Below are 13,990 nucleotides of genomic sequence, written 5' to 3'. Positions count from 1 at the left end.
CCTAAATTAAAAAGCATATTGCTCATTTTTTGAGTAATATGCTTTTTATGGTGTAGAAGGTGTTTTTGTTTGCCCAAGGAGGCTAACTATTAACAATTACACCTCCGTTAACGTGCAAAGTTTGACCAGTAACATAGCTAGAATCATTACTTGCTAAAAAAACATAAGCTGGTGCTAGTTCATAGGGTTGAGCAGGCCGATGCATTGGATTATCTGAACCGAATTCACTTACTGTCGTTTCATCAAAAGATGAGGGAATAAGAGGTGTCCATACAGGACCAGGTACAACCGAATTCACTCTAATTTGTTTGGATAAAAGTGATTGTGATAGTGACCGTGTTAATGTGGTAATTGCTCCTTTTGTACTAGAGTAATCAATTAAATTCGCATTTCCCTTATAGGCAGTAATGGAAGACGAATTAATAATCGTACTTCCTTCTTTCATATAGGGAAGACACATTTTGATCATATAGAAATAAGAGAATATATTCACACGAAATGTTCGTTCAAGCTGTTCATCTGATATAAGTGTAATATCTTTTTGTGGATACTGTACAGCAGCATTGTTAACGAGAACATCAATTGATTTAAACTTTTTTATGACTTGTTCAACAGCATTTTTACAAAATGTCGAATCAGCAATATCACCACTAATTAGTAAACAGGAAGCTCCCTCTTTTTCTATTTTTTTCTTTGTTTCTTCGGCATCTTGATGCTCGTCATAATAAATGATTGCGATATTTGCGCCTTCTTTTGCAAAATACAAACTAACAGCTCTTCCTATTCCACTATCGCCACCAGTAATCACTGCAACTTTATTATTTAATTTACCGCTTCCCTGATAATTCCCGTTATCAAAAATTGGTTTTGGATCCATATCTATTTCTAGTCCAGGTTGTCGATTTTGTTGCTGTTTAGGATGAATTTTTTTTGTTGTTTTATTCGTTTTCATAGATAAACTCCTTTTTTGAATCTGTATATAGAAGTACCTTTACCCATGAAAAAATTATTATGTAAGCAAAACGAAAAAAATTTTATAAAAAAATAAAAGCTTGCTATAAAGTTATAACAGGCTTTAGTTAGATTTAAAGGATATCATTTTTCTTTGGATTATTAGATAGATTTAATTAAAAATAAATCAATTTATGCTTGGAAATGCAAATAAAATTTATTGATAGGTATCATTTAAGAAAAATAAAGCAATTGTACCGGGACCGGAATGTGCGCCAATACTTGACCCCACCATGTTGATCTTAATATCCTTTACATCAAATCTTTCTCTAATCATTTCAGCTAACTGTGCTGCTGTATCATAGGCATCGCCATGGCTAATACCTATTCGTTGGTTGGTTAGATCTTCCCCACGTTCTTCCATGATTTCTATCATACGTTTTAGTACTTTTTTAGAACCTCTAATCTTTTCTAGTGGGATAAGCTTCCCATCTTGAACATGAAGTAGTGGTTTAATTTTTAGTAATGTTCCAACAAATGCTGCCGATTTGCTAACCCTACCACCACGATACAAATATTCTAAATCATCAACAGTAAAGATATGCTCCATGTGTGTAGCGTGGTATCTACTTACTTGCTCAATTTCATTAAGCAAGACACCTTGTTTAGCTAACTCAGCAGCACGAATAACGACAAGTCCGTATCCGAGTGAAGCACATTTTGTATCAATAATCGTCATTTCCCAATTAGGGTAGTTCGCTTTAACTTCTTCTTCAGCAATTTTAGCTGATTGATAGGTGCCAGATAACTCAGAAGAAAAGGCAAGATAAAGACAAGGTGTGTTTTCTTTCGCATACTTTTCAAAAAGAATTTGGAAAGCTTGCGGAGTAACTTGTGATGTTTTTGGCGACTCCCCAACACGCATCTCATCATAGACAGTTTTAGCTGAAATGGTTTTTCCATCTTCATAATTCTGCTGTTTTAGCTGTACGGTTAAAGGTACGGATTCAATTTGATACGTTGTAAAATCTTCTTGTGATAAATCACATGCAGAATCTGCTATAATTTGAACAGCCAATTTTTTCACCCCCATAGTAATATTATAAAAATTAGATCAAAGCCATTGCATAAGTACTACTTCTAGTTTATAGTTAGCAAGGGTATTCGTCAAAGCAAAAATAACGTCATTTTGTTGCTAGGTTAACCAGTAAACAGATGGGGTATGTATAAAAAAAGGGGCATATGTTATCATCGTAATGCTGATTGGAGGTTACTAGATGTTTTTATTTGAAGCGAAGCGAATCGTGATCGTTATAGTTGGAGCTTTATTAAACGCGATTGCATTAAACTTTTTCTTGATTAGTGCAGATGTTTATGCTAGTGGGTTTACTGGAATGGCTCAGCTATTATCAACCATATTTTCGGAATATGTAGGTGTTGATTTCATAAGTACAGGGATTTGGCTCTTGCTATTGAACATTCCTGTTGCTATTCTAGGTTGGTTTAAAGTTGGAAAACATTTTACCATTTATAGTTTTTTATCTGTAGCTGTTACTACAACTTTCTTGGAAATACTACCGATTATTAGCTTTTCTGAGGATATTATGTTAAATGCAGTTTTTGGTGGAGTACTTGCTGGTGTAGGAATTGGTATTACATTGAAATGGGGTGCTTCCACAGGCGGTTCTGATATTGTTGCAATGGTTTTATCACGTATGAAAGACCGACCTATAGGTAGTTACCTTATGATTATTAATGGTATAATTATTGTATTAGCAGGTTATTTAAATGAACCAGAAAATGCTTTATACACATTGCTTGCGTTATATGTTTCAACACGTGTGATTGATGCATTACATACTCGCCACGAGAAAGTAACTGCAATGATTGTCACCAAAAAAGCGGATGAATTACAAAGAGCAATACATGATACCATGATTCGAGGTATTACAATACTACCAGCACGAGGTGCATACACAAGAGAAGATAAAGCGATGCTTGTCTTAGTAATTACAAGATATGAACTGTATGATCTAGAACGAATCATATATGAAGTTGATCCCAAGGCATTTACTAATGTTGTACAAACGACTGGTATTTTCGGTTTCTTTCGAAAAAATGATTAATATAGGAATAAAAAATGTACAAGGCATGCATGCCTTGTACATTTTTCTTTAATTGTAATATTTAGTAGCCGTATTGATTAATAATGGATTCAACTTGAGGGATAATGCTGTCCCACTCAGCATTTATTTTTTTATTCACAGTAATAAAGTGCTGATAACCAAAAACGTTATCAACTTCCTCTAATTTCATTAGGTCGTTCATGATAGCATAGTCACTTGTTTGACCAGGCATAACTGATATACTATTAATCCCTTTAAAAATCATGGAATCGGTACTAAATTTCATTGCATTTGGATTTGGTGTAGCTTCCACTAAGACACTCATGTTATTTCCTCCTAGACCTATGTTAATAGTTCTTTTATTAGTTTAGCAAAAATGTCTTAAATATAAAAGTGAAAAAGCATTGATAAACAATCAGACATGCATTAACCTTATAAGGTACTTGTAACCTATCGACTTAGTAAAGGTAAGTATCATCGCGAATGAGAATCTGAGGTGAAAGCTATATGAATACATATAAGCAAATTTTTATTGAACGTCAAAAAAGGATATTAAATAGATGGAAACAACAAGAGATTATTTCAAGTCAAGATCTATATGAGATGTTAGATAACATGAAAAATACAGCTTGTTATGTGGAGCTAGAAGATTTATCACAAATGGCCACGTACTTAATAGGACAGTTAATAAAAATAAATCAAACGTTTTGGACTAAAAAAGAATGGGGTGAACTCCTTGAACCTCTTGTGAATTTAATTCATGAACAAGAACAAAAATTGGCGAACAGAAAACGGATACTACTTATTGATAATGATGTGAGCTCACTGAGTCAAACGAAAGAGGCATTAGAAAATCAAAATTATGAGGTTTTACTTGCAACAAATACAAAAAGAGCAGTACAATTATTTTATGATTTTCATCCTAATATCCTTATACTGGATTTAAGTAATGATCAGGAAATGACATTTCAAGCCATTCATCGGTTAAAGAAACGAGCTAGAGAATCAGGGATTATTATTATAGTAATAGGAAATAAACAGGATACTGATTTAAAAATGAAAGCCTATGATGAGGATGTTACAGATTATATAGAAAAACCAATACAGTACAACTTATTAGAAAGCTTAATGCAAAATCGTATACGCCAACAACAATTTTTTCGAAATAGCGTGTTAATTGATGAATTAACACAGGCATATAACCGCACTTTTTTATCTAATATATGGAAAGAATTAATAAAAAAGTATAAGAAATGGGATAAAATGTTTTGTGTTGCTATTTTAGATTTAGATTATTTCAAACAAATTAATGACCAATATGGGCATGGGGTAGGAGATGAAGTGTTAAGGCACTTTTCTTCCTTTATTTTAGATAATAAGCGAAAAGAAGATTACTTTATCCGCTATGGCGGTGAAGAATTTATCCTTATTATCAATGAATTAGACCAATCTGATACTGCGAATTATTTACAGCAGCTGTTGGAAAAGTTAAAAGAAACACCTTATCAACTTGACGAAGTGCATATACCTTTAAACTTTACAGCTGGTGTTTCAGAAATGAATATTCATATTGATCATGTAGAAACATTAATTGAACAAGCAGATCACGCATTATACTATGGTAAAGAGAATGGACGTAAACAAATTGTAAAATATAATGCATTACTAAATCAAAATAGAAAAAACGAACAAGAGGAAATCCTTAAAATTGCCATTGTTGATGATGATCGTTTTATTCAACGATTGTTAGAAGATAAAATGGAAGAATTGGAAATGCAACCATACACTATAGAGGTGAAGAGTTTTTCTGATGGTGAGAGCTTTATTGCATCTGATTGGTATAAAGGAAGAGATAAAAAAATTCTGCTCCTAGATGGCATCTTGCCAAACCTGGATGGATTTGATGTGTTAGAACAAATTAGAGAAATCGTAAATGAACGAGAACTTGGTATCATTATGCTAACAGGGCGACAGAAAAACAGTGACATGGTGAAAGCACTAGAAAAAGGGGCGGATGATTATATAACAAAACCATTTAGTTTAGATCAGTTAGAGGCTCGTATGAAGCGGTTAGTACAACGGTTATTTAATAAATAAAAAGCGGTACGTATGCATACCGCTTTTTATTATTGATAAAGGGAGAACAATGGGATGTCCTATTTTCCTCTATAATTACTGATTATTTTACCTTAGTTCTTGATGATCCCTTAATTGTTGCTCCAACTTTTGAAGTTCTTTTTGTTCTTCAGGAGTAGCTTTTGTATAAGCTGATTGGATTGCATTAGTAGCTGCTTGCTTATCCTCGTTAGATAGTGTGTTACCATTTGTTATACGTTGAATTGCTTGTTTTGCTTGCTGGATTAAACGATTTTCCATCGATTATCTCTCCTAAAAATTGTTTTTGTCTTTGTCCATATCTGCCAACCGTTCTCTGTACGGAAAACGTTCGTCATGTTTCCTCACTGCATCGGCACCTTGTGCGGTAAAACGTTTAGATTTACTCTTCTTTGTCATGCTTATCCCTCCTACAGTAATCAAAAAACATGAATATGTGTCTTCATCAACAAAAAACTTGTAATCCAATTGAATGGAATACAAGTTTAATTTGAGCATAATCCGTTTATTTTATGCAATCATTTATACTGTTTCACTTGATAAATTCAAGTATTTCTCCAAGAATAATCCAATTCCGTCTTGTTCGTTATTGTCAGTAACATAATTTGCAATTTGTTTTAATTCATCAATCGCATTACCCATTGCGACACCAATACCAGCATATTCAATCATTTCCAAATCATTATCCTCATCACCAAAGGCAATGATATTCTCTTGAGGGATGTGATAATAATGGGAAATGCGTTTTAATCCAACCGCTTTGTTCATGCCTTTTCGAACAATTTCAATTACATTCCACGGTGCTCCCCATTTACGATGTTCTATCACAGTTGCATGATCAGTATCTAATTGTTCTCTTAGAGAAGTAATATGAGATTCACGTGGGTGTATTAATAAGGAAGTGGGATCTACTTTTAATTCATTTTTTAATGACCCAATTGTTATTGGATTATCTTCCTTGTTTGTATGTAAGATTTCCATTAATTCCTCATCATACCGATCAATATATACATCGTCAGATACCTCAGCCATTATATTTTTTACTTCAAGATTATAGCATGTTTGTATAATTTCTTTCGCAGTTCGTACTGGCAGTGGACTATGAAGTGCCTGCCATTTTGTATCGGTTGGATGGTGAATAAGTGCACCGTTAAAATTAACCATTGGTGTATTTAATTCTAATTCATGATAATAGTCAATACTTGCACGATGTGGCCTTCCTGTTGCAATTACAACAATATGTCCTTCCTTTTTTGCTTGTAGAACAATGCGCTTTGTTCGTTCACTGATGACTTTATTATCAGTTAGCAATGTTCCGTCTAGATCTAATGCAATCAGATGTCTATTATTTGTCATGTGAAATCACCTCTTATTAGTAAGTATAGTGTAAAGAAGAAAAGTCGCACTGTAAAGAAATTATTGTTTTTGTTATGAATTTTTTGCATCTATCGCTTGGAAAATATATGATGATACTATACCATAATTATTGTTAGATTAGAAAGGATACTTGTGCAAATGATACATATTAATAAGGAGTATTGGAATGACATACCTGTTCTAATAGTAGAAGAGGGAGAACACATCAATAAACCACTTCCTGTCTTAACGTTTATTCATGGTTTTACCAGTGCAAAGGAACATAACTTACCATTGGCTTATTTATTAGCAGGGAAAGGCTATCGTGTTATTTTACCTGATTGTCACCTACATGGAGAACGGGAGGGGGATATTACAACAGAGAAAAGACAAATGGAATTTTTTGAAATAATAAAACAGAATGTAATAGAAATTGAGCAAATAAAACAAAAATTAGATGAAAAAGATTTAATTAAAGATGGAAGGTTTGGACTTGCAGGTACTAGCATGGGAGGGATGACAACAGCTGCTGCAATAACACAATATCCGTGGATTAAAACAGCGGGAATTCTAATGGGGACACCTAAGTTAACAACCTACATGAAGCGATTGATTGAGGAGTTAAAAAGACGAGGGCTAACCGATTCTATTTCTGAAAAAGAATTAAACAGTATTTTAGAAGAATCAAGTAAACTTGATTTATCTTTGCAACCTGAAGTGTTAGCTGGAAGGCCATTGTTCTTCTGGCACGGTGAGGAGGATCCGGTTGTTCCGTTTGATCACTCGTATAGTTTCCATGAGTCTGTTATATCATTATATAAAAACCCTGAAAACATTCGATTCTTACGAGAAGTTGGTAGAGGACATAAAGTGAGTCGCTTTGCAACAATTGAGACAGTGGACTGGTTTGAATTGCAATTATAAAAAAACGTGATGTAGATCATTTAAATTTCTAAGCTTTTATGTTTATAATATAAAATAAGTAAGTGATAAGGAGGTATAAAGTGATGGAAGAGGCATTACAAGAAAATTTAATGGGTGCTTTGGAAAACGTCATTGATCCAGAGCTTGGGATAGATATAGTCAATCTAGGTCTCGTCTATGGTGTAGATTTAGAAGCAGATGGCACTGCCATTGTAACAATGACATTGACAGCGATGGGATGTCCATTAGCTGCACATATTGAGGAAGATGTAAAACGTTGCTTGGAAGATATTCCAGAAGTGAAAAGTACACAGGTCAATATCGTTTGGAACCCACCTTGGAGTAAAGATCGCATGTCGAGATATGCAAAGATAGCATTAGGTATTCCAGATTAGAGTATTAGAAAGTCCAAATCATTTGATTTGGACTTTTACTTTATTAGATAGTTAATTGTAGTTGAGTAGGAGTTACTCAACGAATAACAATTGATCTAATTTATCTGATTGGATGGATAAAAGACCTGTCTCTTCTTTTTTGATCGCCTGTTGCTTTTTTAATTGAGATAGCGTTCGGCTTACTGTTTCACGACTTGACCCGATCATATTAGCTAATTCTTGATTAGAAAAAGGTTGGTTAATAATAATCCAATCATCATGTGAAGGTATGCCGTGTTTTTCACCCAATCGTAATAACAACATAACAATCTGCTCAAAACTATTGTGAAGTATTTGTTCTTCTAAACGATTTTGTAAATCAACAATTAAGTTGCCGAGTATATAGATTAGTTTGACACTCAATGTGGGTTTCTCACTAAGCAGCGATTCAAATGATGTAATTGGTAGTGAAAATAATTCTAGCTCATCCATTGCTTCAGCATTTGCTGGATAATGGCTATGACGAAAGAATCCCTGATGGGGAAACATTTCACCTTGTGTTAATATATTTACTATTTGCACTCTGCCGTTAATGTCATTTTTATAAATTTTTACACGACCTTGTTTGATGAAATAAATACAAGACAATGGTTCCTCTTGCATAAATATATGCGTGCCTTTTTTATATTTTTTAAATCGTAATAGTGATTTGATTAATTGTAGTTCTTCATTTGATAAATCCCTAAACAATGGAAATAGTTTGAGCATATGTATAACATCATCAGACATAAAATCACTTTCCCCTCATCATAAGCCTGTTCAGTCAGTTAAATAGTCTTTTCTTTAATCAATTGTACATAAGATGATTGGGCAATTTTCGCAATTGATTTCTTCTTTTAAATAATCTAGATTAAATATGGTGATTTTGCCCTTTTCTATTTTTATAATTTCATTTCTCCGTAATTCATTTAACAAACGATTTACACTTTCACGTGAAGTACCACAGAAATTTGCTAATTCTTGATTAGTTAGATTAATATTAATTAAAATACCGTCTGTTTTTTTTATGCCATAACTATTTGTTAATCGAATTAAAGTAGAATACAAAGCTCCTTTTTTTCCGTGAAGGACAAGGTCTCTAAATTTTGTTTGATCTCGCCGATAGTTTAAGTTCATTATCCGTAAAAATTCCATCGTTAGCTTGGAATCAGTTAAAAGTTTTTCTTCTAATGTTTGTTTCTTTATTACGCCAACTTCGCCATCTTCCATGACTTTCGCATTGAGAATATATTTAGCATGCTCTTCTTCAATGGCTAATTCGCCAACGATATTGTTTTTAGCACAAATGCGCAATGTAAGCTCACGACCATCAGGTGAAATTTTTCCAATTTGTACTTTTCCAGAATAGATAATGTATAGTTCAGACACTTCCTCTCCTTGTTGAAATAAGAAAGTGTTCTTTTTTATAGGTATACGATGATCAACTGCTGATAAAACAGATGAAAGCTCTTTGGACATTCCTTTAAGCTGTATGTTTTCACTCATTGATATCAGCTCCTAACAAAGTGGGTTTAATAAGTTCATTTTAAAAGGTTTTTACAGTAATAAAAAAGCAATGAAACCAACGATAAAGCAATACCACGCAAAATATTTTAAATTTCCTTTAGCCATAATATTCATAAACCAACGAAGTGAAAAATAAGTAGCAAATATTGCTGTAATAAACGCTAACATATATGGAATCCACATCGTCTTTAATGCAGATGTAAATAAATCATCAAATGATAAAAGCATTGTTCCTAAACTAATAGGAATATAAAGTAAAAATGAAAATCGTAAAGCTGTCTCTTGCTTCATCCCTAATAACATAGCAGCTACAATCGTTGCACCAGAGCGGCTAATACCAGGAATTAATGCTACGGATTGTGCTAATCCAATGATAATAGCATCTTTTATCGTTAATGCGCCGTCATTTTTACGTCCACGAATATTTCTAATTATCCAAAGTGCAAATCCGGTAATAATCAATGTAATTCCAATCGTTTTAGTTACACTAAAAAAAGTACCAATCTGATCTTCAAAAAGAATACCAATTACACCAGCAGGAATGGTGGCAATAACTAAATATAGAATAAAATTAAAATCACTTTTTGCGCTTGTGTCTCTTTTAACAATGAAATTTAAACCATTTTGAATTAAGCGAATGATGTCTTTGCGATAAATAATCAATACAGCAACTAACGATCCAAAATTAACTAATATTTCAAAAGATAAGTTTTCTAATTTTAAGTGAAATAAATTTTGAACGATAACTAAATGTCCACTTGAAGAAATGGGAATAGGCTCTGTAAAGCCTTGAATAAATCCAAAAAAAATATATTTCAATAATAATGCTAATGAATCTGAAAACTCCATGGTAACTCCCCCAAATAAATATTTTTTATCTATACATAGTGATTTTATTGTTTGATCTGTGTGTTTGTCACATCAGTTATTGAATCTGCATAAATTATGTATGAAGAAAGGGAGGGTTTAGATGAAACAACCACAACACCATTCATCCCAAATGTATGATTTATGTAAAAATCACATGCATCATTATGTATTATTAGAAACGTCAGACGGATCAACCATTGATGGTATTATAACAGATGTCGATGAGTTGAACGTGTATCTTGCAATACCAAACACGATGCCAGAAATGGAATATACTCGACAATACATCCCATCATACGGATATGGGGGTTACCCATATGGAGGGTATCCATATGGACCAAGACCACCTTATGGTCCGTATCCAGGTCAAGGTCGCTTTAGACGACTAGTCCTTCCATTAGCTGCATTAACTGCATTAAGTATACTTCCTTGGTATTAACTTTAAAAATACCCCCTTACCAATAGGTGTGGCAAGGGGGTATTTACCTAACTATTCGACTGTCTCATTGGTATCATGTTTCGTAATAATACCGTCCCCAACTATCGTGACAATAACAGTAAATATTACCGTTGACGCAAGAACTGGTGTTAATTTGAATGCTTCTCCAGCCATGCTTAGTAATACATAACCAATGGTCGCGCTAATTGCAAACGACCATATTAATATACCAAGATAACGCATGGTTTTTCACCTCTATTTAAAACTTTCTTTTTTTATCTTACCAAATATTAGCGTGAAAATAAAGTGAATCTTTTTCGAAAAAGGATTATTTGTATATTGTGCAAAATTAGCTAGTTTAATTAGAAAAACACGAAAAGTTTACAAAGTAAACTGTAAATTAAGATAAATATAATTCATTTTTGTAAGGAGAGGAAAACTAAAATGTATGTAATTGCTGGAGCATTTCACTGGATTGGTTATCATATGATTGATTACTTGTTAGCAAGAGGGGAAGAAGTTATAGGGATAGATACGTTGGATTCAAACAAAAAAGATCATTTGCTAATGTCAGTAGGTAGAAATGCGAATTTCAGCTTTTATGAAGACATCAAAGAAATTCCGACGAAAAAAATGTCGTACACACAAACCAATTTAATTTTGATTGATCATACAATACGATTATATGATTATTTATTAGATAATATGGAATGTTATTCTATTCATACTACTCCTCCAATTTCTACAAAATCAGAAGCTATTACTTATATTCAAGTCCCAATGTTATATGGTAATTGGATGTCACGCAATGATAATGGTTTATTTTGGAATAAAGAAATAATTCCGTTTTATTCTCAATTATTTAGAAGCGAAGCCATATTTGTTGATGATTTTGTTCATGTTCTCATGCAAATCATCAAATCAGGATTAAAACCAGCTGTCATCCAAATACAACGTGCCAATAAAAAAAGAGCTAGCAAAGATAGATCAATAATATATATAGTAAAAAACAGAGAAAGAGAAGAAGAATTGGAGCAATTAGATGATCATTTTCGTCAAAATCGTGAATTATATTAAGGTGTAATGTTATTGTAACTCAGTTATACGTTTACTGATTAATAAGGAAAAGGTAAAATAAAGAATAGAAATCATATCAATAAGGGTGTGCATTCATTGAAAAACATCATTATTATTTATTTTACTAGCTTATTTTTTTCTGTTATTTTATTGACTGGCTGTACTGCTAATGGAGATATTAATAAAGTAGGTATGCTTGTTGAACATTCAATTAACGATCAAACTTGGGGTTCTAAAGGATATCAAGGATTATTACAAATTAAAGATAAGTACAATGTAGATGTTTATTTTAAAGAAGAAGTTAAGACACAAGCTGAAGTAAATGAAGCCGTAGACGAATTTATTAATCAAGGTGTTAATCTGATCTTTGGTCATAGTAGTATTTATGGCAAATATTTTGATACCATTAAGGATGCTTATCCTGATATTCATTTTGTTTATTTTAATGGAGCTTATGAAGGTGAAAATCTAACAAGCTTACATTTTAATGCAAATGCAATGGGCTTTTTTGCTGGCATGGTTGCAGGTGAAATGACTAAAACGAATCAAATAGGGATTATTGGCGCCTATGAATGGCAACCTGAAATAGAAGGGTTTTATGAAGGAGTAAATTATCAAAATCCAGATGCAACCATCTCCATGAATTTTGTTAATTCATGGGATAATGTCGACCGTGCTTTTAAAATATTTTCTGCAATGAATAATAAGGGTGTTGACGTATTTTATCCTGCTGGTGATTCCTTCAGTCAAGAAATTATTAAGCGAATACAACAAGATCAAAAATATGCAATTGGATTTGTAACAGATCAATCACATTTAGGAGACAAAACCGTACTAACAAGTACTGTTCAACATGTGGACAAGCTATATGTTAAAGCCGCTGAACAATTTAATAATGGAGAATTGAACGGAGGGATATTCACTTATGATTTTCAAGATGAAGTAATATCTCTTGGTACATTTAGTTCTGACGTACCACAGACGTTTAAACAAACGATTAAATATGAGGTAGAGCAATATAAAGAAACTGGATTGTTGCCAAACGAAAGATAAACTGAAGCAAAATGCTTTAGTTTTTTCGTTTGTAGCGTGAATTTTTACTATTACTTTGTATAGAAAAATACCAAGACTTGATTAAATTCTAAAATTCGATTATATTAGTACCAAGTCTTAATATATGATATAAAATATCATGTTGAATTCCTATTGAGAGGGTTGAATAATATGAGTGCAGGTATAACTGGAGTAGGAAAATATGTTCCAGAAAAAATAGTAACAAATAAAGATTTAGAAAAAATAGTAGATACAAATGATGAGTGGATTCGTACAAGAACCGGAATAGAAGAACGTCGTATTGCAGATGATGGTATAGACACAGCTGATATGGCTTATCAGGCATCTATACAAGCAATAGAAAATGCAGAAATTATTCCAGAAGATATTGATCTTATTTTAGTAGCAACTGTCACACCTGATAAATCTTTCCCTACCGTATCATGTATGTTACAAGAACGATTAGGAGCAAATAAAGCAGCTGCAATGGACATTAGTGCAGCTTGTGCTGGTTTTATGTATGGAGTAATAACAGCTAAGCAATTTATTGATTCAGGTGTGTATAAAAATATATTAGTTGTAGGGGCTGAAAAGCTATCAAAGATTACAGACTGGGCAGATCGAAACACATGTGTCTTGTTTGGTGATGGAGCTGGAGCCGCAGTCATAGGTAATGTAAGCAATGATCGTGGTATTAAAGCATTTGAATTAGGAGCTGACGGTACTGGAGGTAAGTACCTACAGCAAGAAGATAAGTTTATTCAAATGAATGGTAGAGAAGTTTTTAAATTTGCTGTAAGGCAAATGCCCGAATCATCACTAAATGTAGTGAAAAAGGCTGGGCTTAGTAAGGAAGATGTTGACTACTTAATTCCGCATCAAGCAAATATACGAATTATGGAAGCGGCAAGAAATAAACTTGATATCCCAGTAGAAAAGATGGCAACGTCCGTAAAGAAATATGGAAATACATCATCAGCATCTATTCCAATTGCATTAGCAGAAGCAGTAGAAGGTGGTCAAGTAAAAGATGATGATTTTATTGTATTAGTAGGTTTTGGTGGCGGACTGACTTGGGGTGCCGTTGGAATAAAATGGGGTAAGTAAAATAAATTTAAAATTCCTATTGATTAAGCAAA

18 protein-coding genes are annotated in these 13,990 nt (G+C 33.0%); 8 read left to right on the top strand and 10 right to left on the bottom strand.

Annotated features, from left to right (window positions below):
* Nucleotides 1-82: 82 nt before the first annotated feature.
* Both BN1058_RS06200 and BN1058_RS06195 read right to left on the bottom strand, forming a co-directional pair.
* Nucleotides 83-952 carry an SDR family oxidoreductase gene (locus BN1058_RS06200; protein WP_090854412.1) on the bottom strand — a complete coding sequence of 290 codons (870 nt, stop codon included), beginning with the start codon at nt 950-952 and terminating at the stop codon, nt 83-85.
* Between the two features lie 216 nt (nt 953-1,168).
* Complete coding sequence (locus BN1058_RS06195; RefSeq protein ID WP_090854409.1) at nt 1,169-2,029, bottom strand: DegV family protein; 861 nt, start codon at nt 2,027-2,029, stop codon at nt 1,169-1,171.
* 199 nt (nt 2,030-2,228) lie between these two features.
* On the opposite strand from BN1058_RS06195, the gene BN1058_RS06190 reads away from it, so the two are divergent.
* Nucleotides 2,229-3,077: a YitT family protein gene (locus tag BN1058_RS06190; protein ID WP_090854406.1), complete on the top strand. Its 849-nt coding sequence runs from the start codon at nt 2,229-2,231 to the stop codon at nt 3,075-3,077.
* Nucleotides 3,078-3,138: 61 nt separating this feature from the next.
* Here the strand turns inward: BN1058_RS06190 and BN1058_RS06185 are convergent, their stop codons facing one another.
* Entirely contained in the window at nt 3,139-3,402 is a 264-nt protein-coding gene (locus BN1058_RS06185) for a NifU N-terminal domain-containing protein (protein ID WP_090854402.1), read from the bottom strand.
* Between the two features lie 182 nt (nt 3,403-3,584).
* On the opposite strand from BN1058_RS06185, the gene BN1058_RS06180 reads away from it, so the two are divergent.
* Nucleotides 3,585-5,174, top strand: a complete 1,590-nt coding sequence (locus BN1058_RS06180; RefSeq protein ID WP_090854399.1) for a diguanylate cyclase — start codon at nt 3,585-3,587, stop codon at nt 5,172-5,174.
* A gap of 87 nt (nt 5,175-5,261) precedes the next feature.
* Here the strand turns inward: BN1058_RS06180 and BN1058_RS06175 are convergent, their stop codons facing one another.
* From BN1058_RS06175 to BN1058_RS06165, 3 genes are all read right to left on the bottom strand, one after another.
* Nucleotides 5,262-5,453 (bottom strand): DUF3813 domain-containing protein, encoded by a 192-nt coding sequence (locus BN1058_RS06175; RefSeq protein ID WP_090854396.1) that lies wholly within the window; start codon nt 5,451-5,453, stop codon nt 5,262-5,264.
* Nucleotides 5,454-5,465: 12 nt separating this feature from the next.
* Nucleotides 5,466-5,591 (bottom strand): competence protein, encoded by a 126-nt coding sequence (locus BN1058_RS06170; protein WP_090854393.1) that lies wholly within the window; start codon nt 5,589-5,591, stop codon nt 5,466-5,468.
* Between the two features lie 123 nt (nt 5,592-5,714).
* Nucleotides 5,715-6,548 carry a Cof-type HAD-IIB family hydrolase gene (locus BN1058_RS06165; RefSeq protein ID WP_090854390.1) on the bottom strand — a complete coding sequence of 278 codons (834 nt, stop codon included), beginning with the start codon at nt 6,546-6,548 and terminating at the stop codon, nt 5,715-5,717.
* Nucleotides 6,549-6,707: 159 nt separating this feature from the next.
* Between BN1058_RS06165 and BN1058_RS06160 the strand changes: the two genes are divergently transcribed.
* A complete protein-coding gene (locus tag BN1058_RS06160; RefSeq protein WP_090854387.1) occupies nt 6,708-7,472 on the top strand; it encodes an alpha/beta fold hydrolase in 765 nt (254 codons plus the stop codon).
* A gap of 83 nt (nt 7,473-7,555) precedes the next feature.
* Nucleotides 7,556-7,867 (top strand): metal-sulfur cluster assembly factor, encoded by a 312-nt coding sequence (locus tag BN1058_RS06155; RefSeq protein WP_090854385.1) that lies wholly within the window; start codon nt 7,556-7,558, stop codon nt 7,865-7,867.
* A 72-nt stretch (nt 7,868-7,939) separates the two neighbouring features.
* Here the strand turns inward: BN1058_RS06155 and BN1058_RS06150 are convergent, their stop codons facing one another.
* The 3 genes from BN1058_RS06150 to BN1058_RS06140 are packed head-to-tail and all read right to left on the bottom strand — an operon-like array spanning nt 7,940 to nt 10,261.
* On the bottom strand, nt 7,940-8,635 hold the full coding sequence (locus BN1058_RS06150; protein ID WP_090854382.1) for a Crp/Fnr family transcriptional regulator: 696 nt from the start codon (nt 8,633-8,635) through the stop codon (nt 7,940-7,942).
* A 54-nt stretch (nt 8,636-8,689) separates the two neighbouring features.
* Complete coding sequence (locus BN1058_RS06145; RefSeq protein ID WP_090854379.1) at nt 8,690-9,391, bottom strand: Crp/Fnr family transcriptional regulator; 702 nt, start codon at nt 9,389-9,391, stop codon at nt 8,690-8,692.
* 51 nt (nt 9,392-9,442) lie between these two features.
* Nucleotides 9,443-10,261 carry an undecaprenyl-diphosphate phosphatase gene (locus BN1058_RS06140; protein WP_090854376.1) on the bottom strand — a complete coding sequence of 273 codons (819 nt, stop codon included), beginning with the start codon at nt 10,259-10,261 and terminating at the stop codon, nt 9,443-9,445.
* Nucleotides 10,262-10,382: 121 nt separating this feature from the next.
* On the opposite strand from BN1058_RS06140, the gene BN1058_RS06135 reads away from it, so the two are divergent.
* A complete protein-coding gene (locus BN1058_RS06135; protein WP_090854373.1) occupies nt 10,383-10,721 on the top strand; it encodes a hypothetical protein in 339 nt (112 codons plus the stop codon).
* A 51-nt stretch (nt 10,722-10,772) separates the two neighbouring features.
* Here BN1058_RS06135 and BN1058_RS06130 read toward each other — a convergent pair whose 3' ends face one another.
* On the bottom strand, nt 10,773-10,964 hold the full coding sequence (locus BN1058_RS06130) for a DUF2929 family protein (protein ID WP_090854369.1): 192 nt from the start codon (nt 10,962-10,964) through the stop codon (nt 10,773-10,775).
* Nucleotides 10,965-11,165: 201 nt separating this feature from the next.
* Here BN1058_RS06130 and BN1058_RS06125 point away from each other — a divergent pair, with 201 nt between their 5' ends.
* The 3 genes from BN1058_RS06125 (at nt 11,166) to BN1058_RS06115 (ending at nt 13,958) form a co-directional block, all read left to right on the top strand.
* Entirely contained in the window at nt 11,166-11,798 is a 633-nt protein-coding gene (locus BN1058_RS06125) for a hypothetical protein (RefSeq protein WP_090854366.1), read from the top strand.
* A 96-nt stretch (nt 11,799-11,894) separates the two neighbouring features.
* The gene (locus tag BN1058_RS06120) at nt 11,895-12,851 is read left to right on the top strand and encodes a BMP family ABC transporter substrate-binding protein (protein WP_255307008.1); all 957 of its coding nucleotides are present in this window, start codon (nt 11,895-11,897) and stop codon (nt 12,849-12,851) included.
* A gap of 171 nt (nt 12,852-13,022) precedes the next feature.
* On the top strand, nt 13,023-13,958 hold the full coding sequence (locus BN1058_RS06115; protein WP_090854363.1) for a beta-ketoacyl-ACP synthase III: 936 nt from the start codon (nt 13,023-13,025) through the stop codon (nt 13,956-13,958).
* Nucleotides 13,959-13,990 lie beyond the last annotated feature (32 nt).

It is taken from the genome of Paraliobacillus sp. PM-2 (assembly GCF_001368815.1).
GTDB lineage: Bacteria > Bacillota > Bacilli > Bacillales > Amphibacillaceae > Paraliobacillus.
Note: the sequence above shows the minus strand (reverse complement) of the source record. Positions and strands in the feature narration are given on the sequence as shown.

What these genes read in the sequence shown, in the direction of transcription:
- BN1058_RS06200 (WP_090854412.1), bottom strand. Translation starts at nt 952, where the DNA reads ATGAAAACGAATAAAACAACAAAAAAAATTCATCCTAAACAGCAACAA.
- BN1058_RS06190 (WP_090854406.1), top strand. Translation starts at nt 2,229, where the DNA reads ATGTTTTTATTTGAAGCGAAGCGAATCGTGATCGTTATAGTTGGAGCT.
- BN1058_RS06185 (WP_090854402.1), bottom strand. Translation starts at nt 3,402, where the DNA reads ATGAGTGTCTTAGTGGAAGCTACACCAAATCCAAATGCAATGAAATTT.
- BN1058_RS06180 (WP_090854399.1), top strand. Translation starts at nt 3,585, where the DNA reads ATGAATACATATAAGCAAATTTTTATTGAACGTCAAAAAAGGATATTA.
- BN1058_RS06175 (WP_090854396.1), bottom strand. Translation starts at nt 5,453, where the DNA reads ATGGAAAATCGTTTAATCCAGCAAGCAAAACAAGCAATTCAACGTATA.
- BN1058_RS06170 (WP_090854393.1), bottom strand. Translation starts at nt 5,591, where the DNA reads ATGACAAAGAAGAGTAAATCTAAACGTTTTACCGCACAAGGTGCCGAT.
- BN1058_RS06165 (WP_090854390.1), bottom strand. Translation starts at nt 6,548, where the DNA reads ATGACAAATAATAGACATCTGATTGCATTAGATCTAGACGGAACATTG.
- BN1058_RS06160 (WP_090854387.1), top strand. Translation starts at nt 6,708, where the DNA reads ATGATACATATTAATAAGGAGTATTGGAATGACATACCTGTTCTAATA.
- BN1058_RS06155 (WP_090854385.1), top strand. Translation starts at nt 7,556, where the DNA reads ATGGAAGAGGCATTACAAGAAAATTTAATGGGTGCTTTGGAAAACGTC.
- BN1058_RS06150 (WP_090854382.1), bottom strand. Translation starts at nt 8,635, where the DNA reads ATGTCTGATGATGTTATACATATGCTCAAACTATTTCCATTGTTTAGG.
- BN1058_RS06145 (WP_090854379.1), bottom strand. Translation starts at nt 9,391, where the DNA reads ATGAGTGAAAACATACAGCTTAAAGGAATGTCCAAAGAGCTTTCATCT.
- BN1058_RS06140 (WP_090854376.1), bottom strand. Translation starts at nt 10,261, where the DNA reads ATGGAGTTTTCAGATTCATTAGCATTATTATTGAAATATATTTTTTTT.
- BN1058_RS06135 (WP_090854373.1), top strand. Translation starts at nt 10,383, where the DNA reads ATGAAACAACCACAACACCATTCATCCCAAATGTATGATTTATGTAAA.
- BN1058_RS06130 (WP_090854369.1), bottom strand. Translation starts at nt 10,964, where the DNA reads ATGCGTTATCTTGGTATATTAATATGGTCGTTTGCAATTAGCGCGACC.
- BN1058_RS06125 (WP_090854366.1), top strand. Translation starts at nt 11,166, where the DNA reads ATGTATGTAATTGCTGGAGCATTTCACTGGATTGGTTATCATATGATT.
- BN1058_RS06115 (WP_090854363.1), top strand. Translation starts at nt 13,023, where the DNA reads ATGAGTGCAGGTATAACTGGAGTAGGAAAATATGTTCCAGAAAAAATA.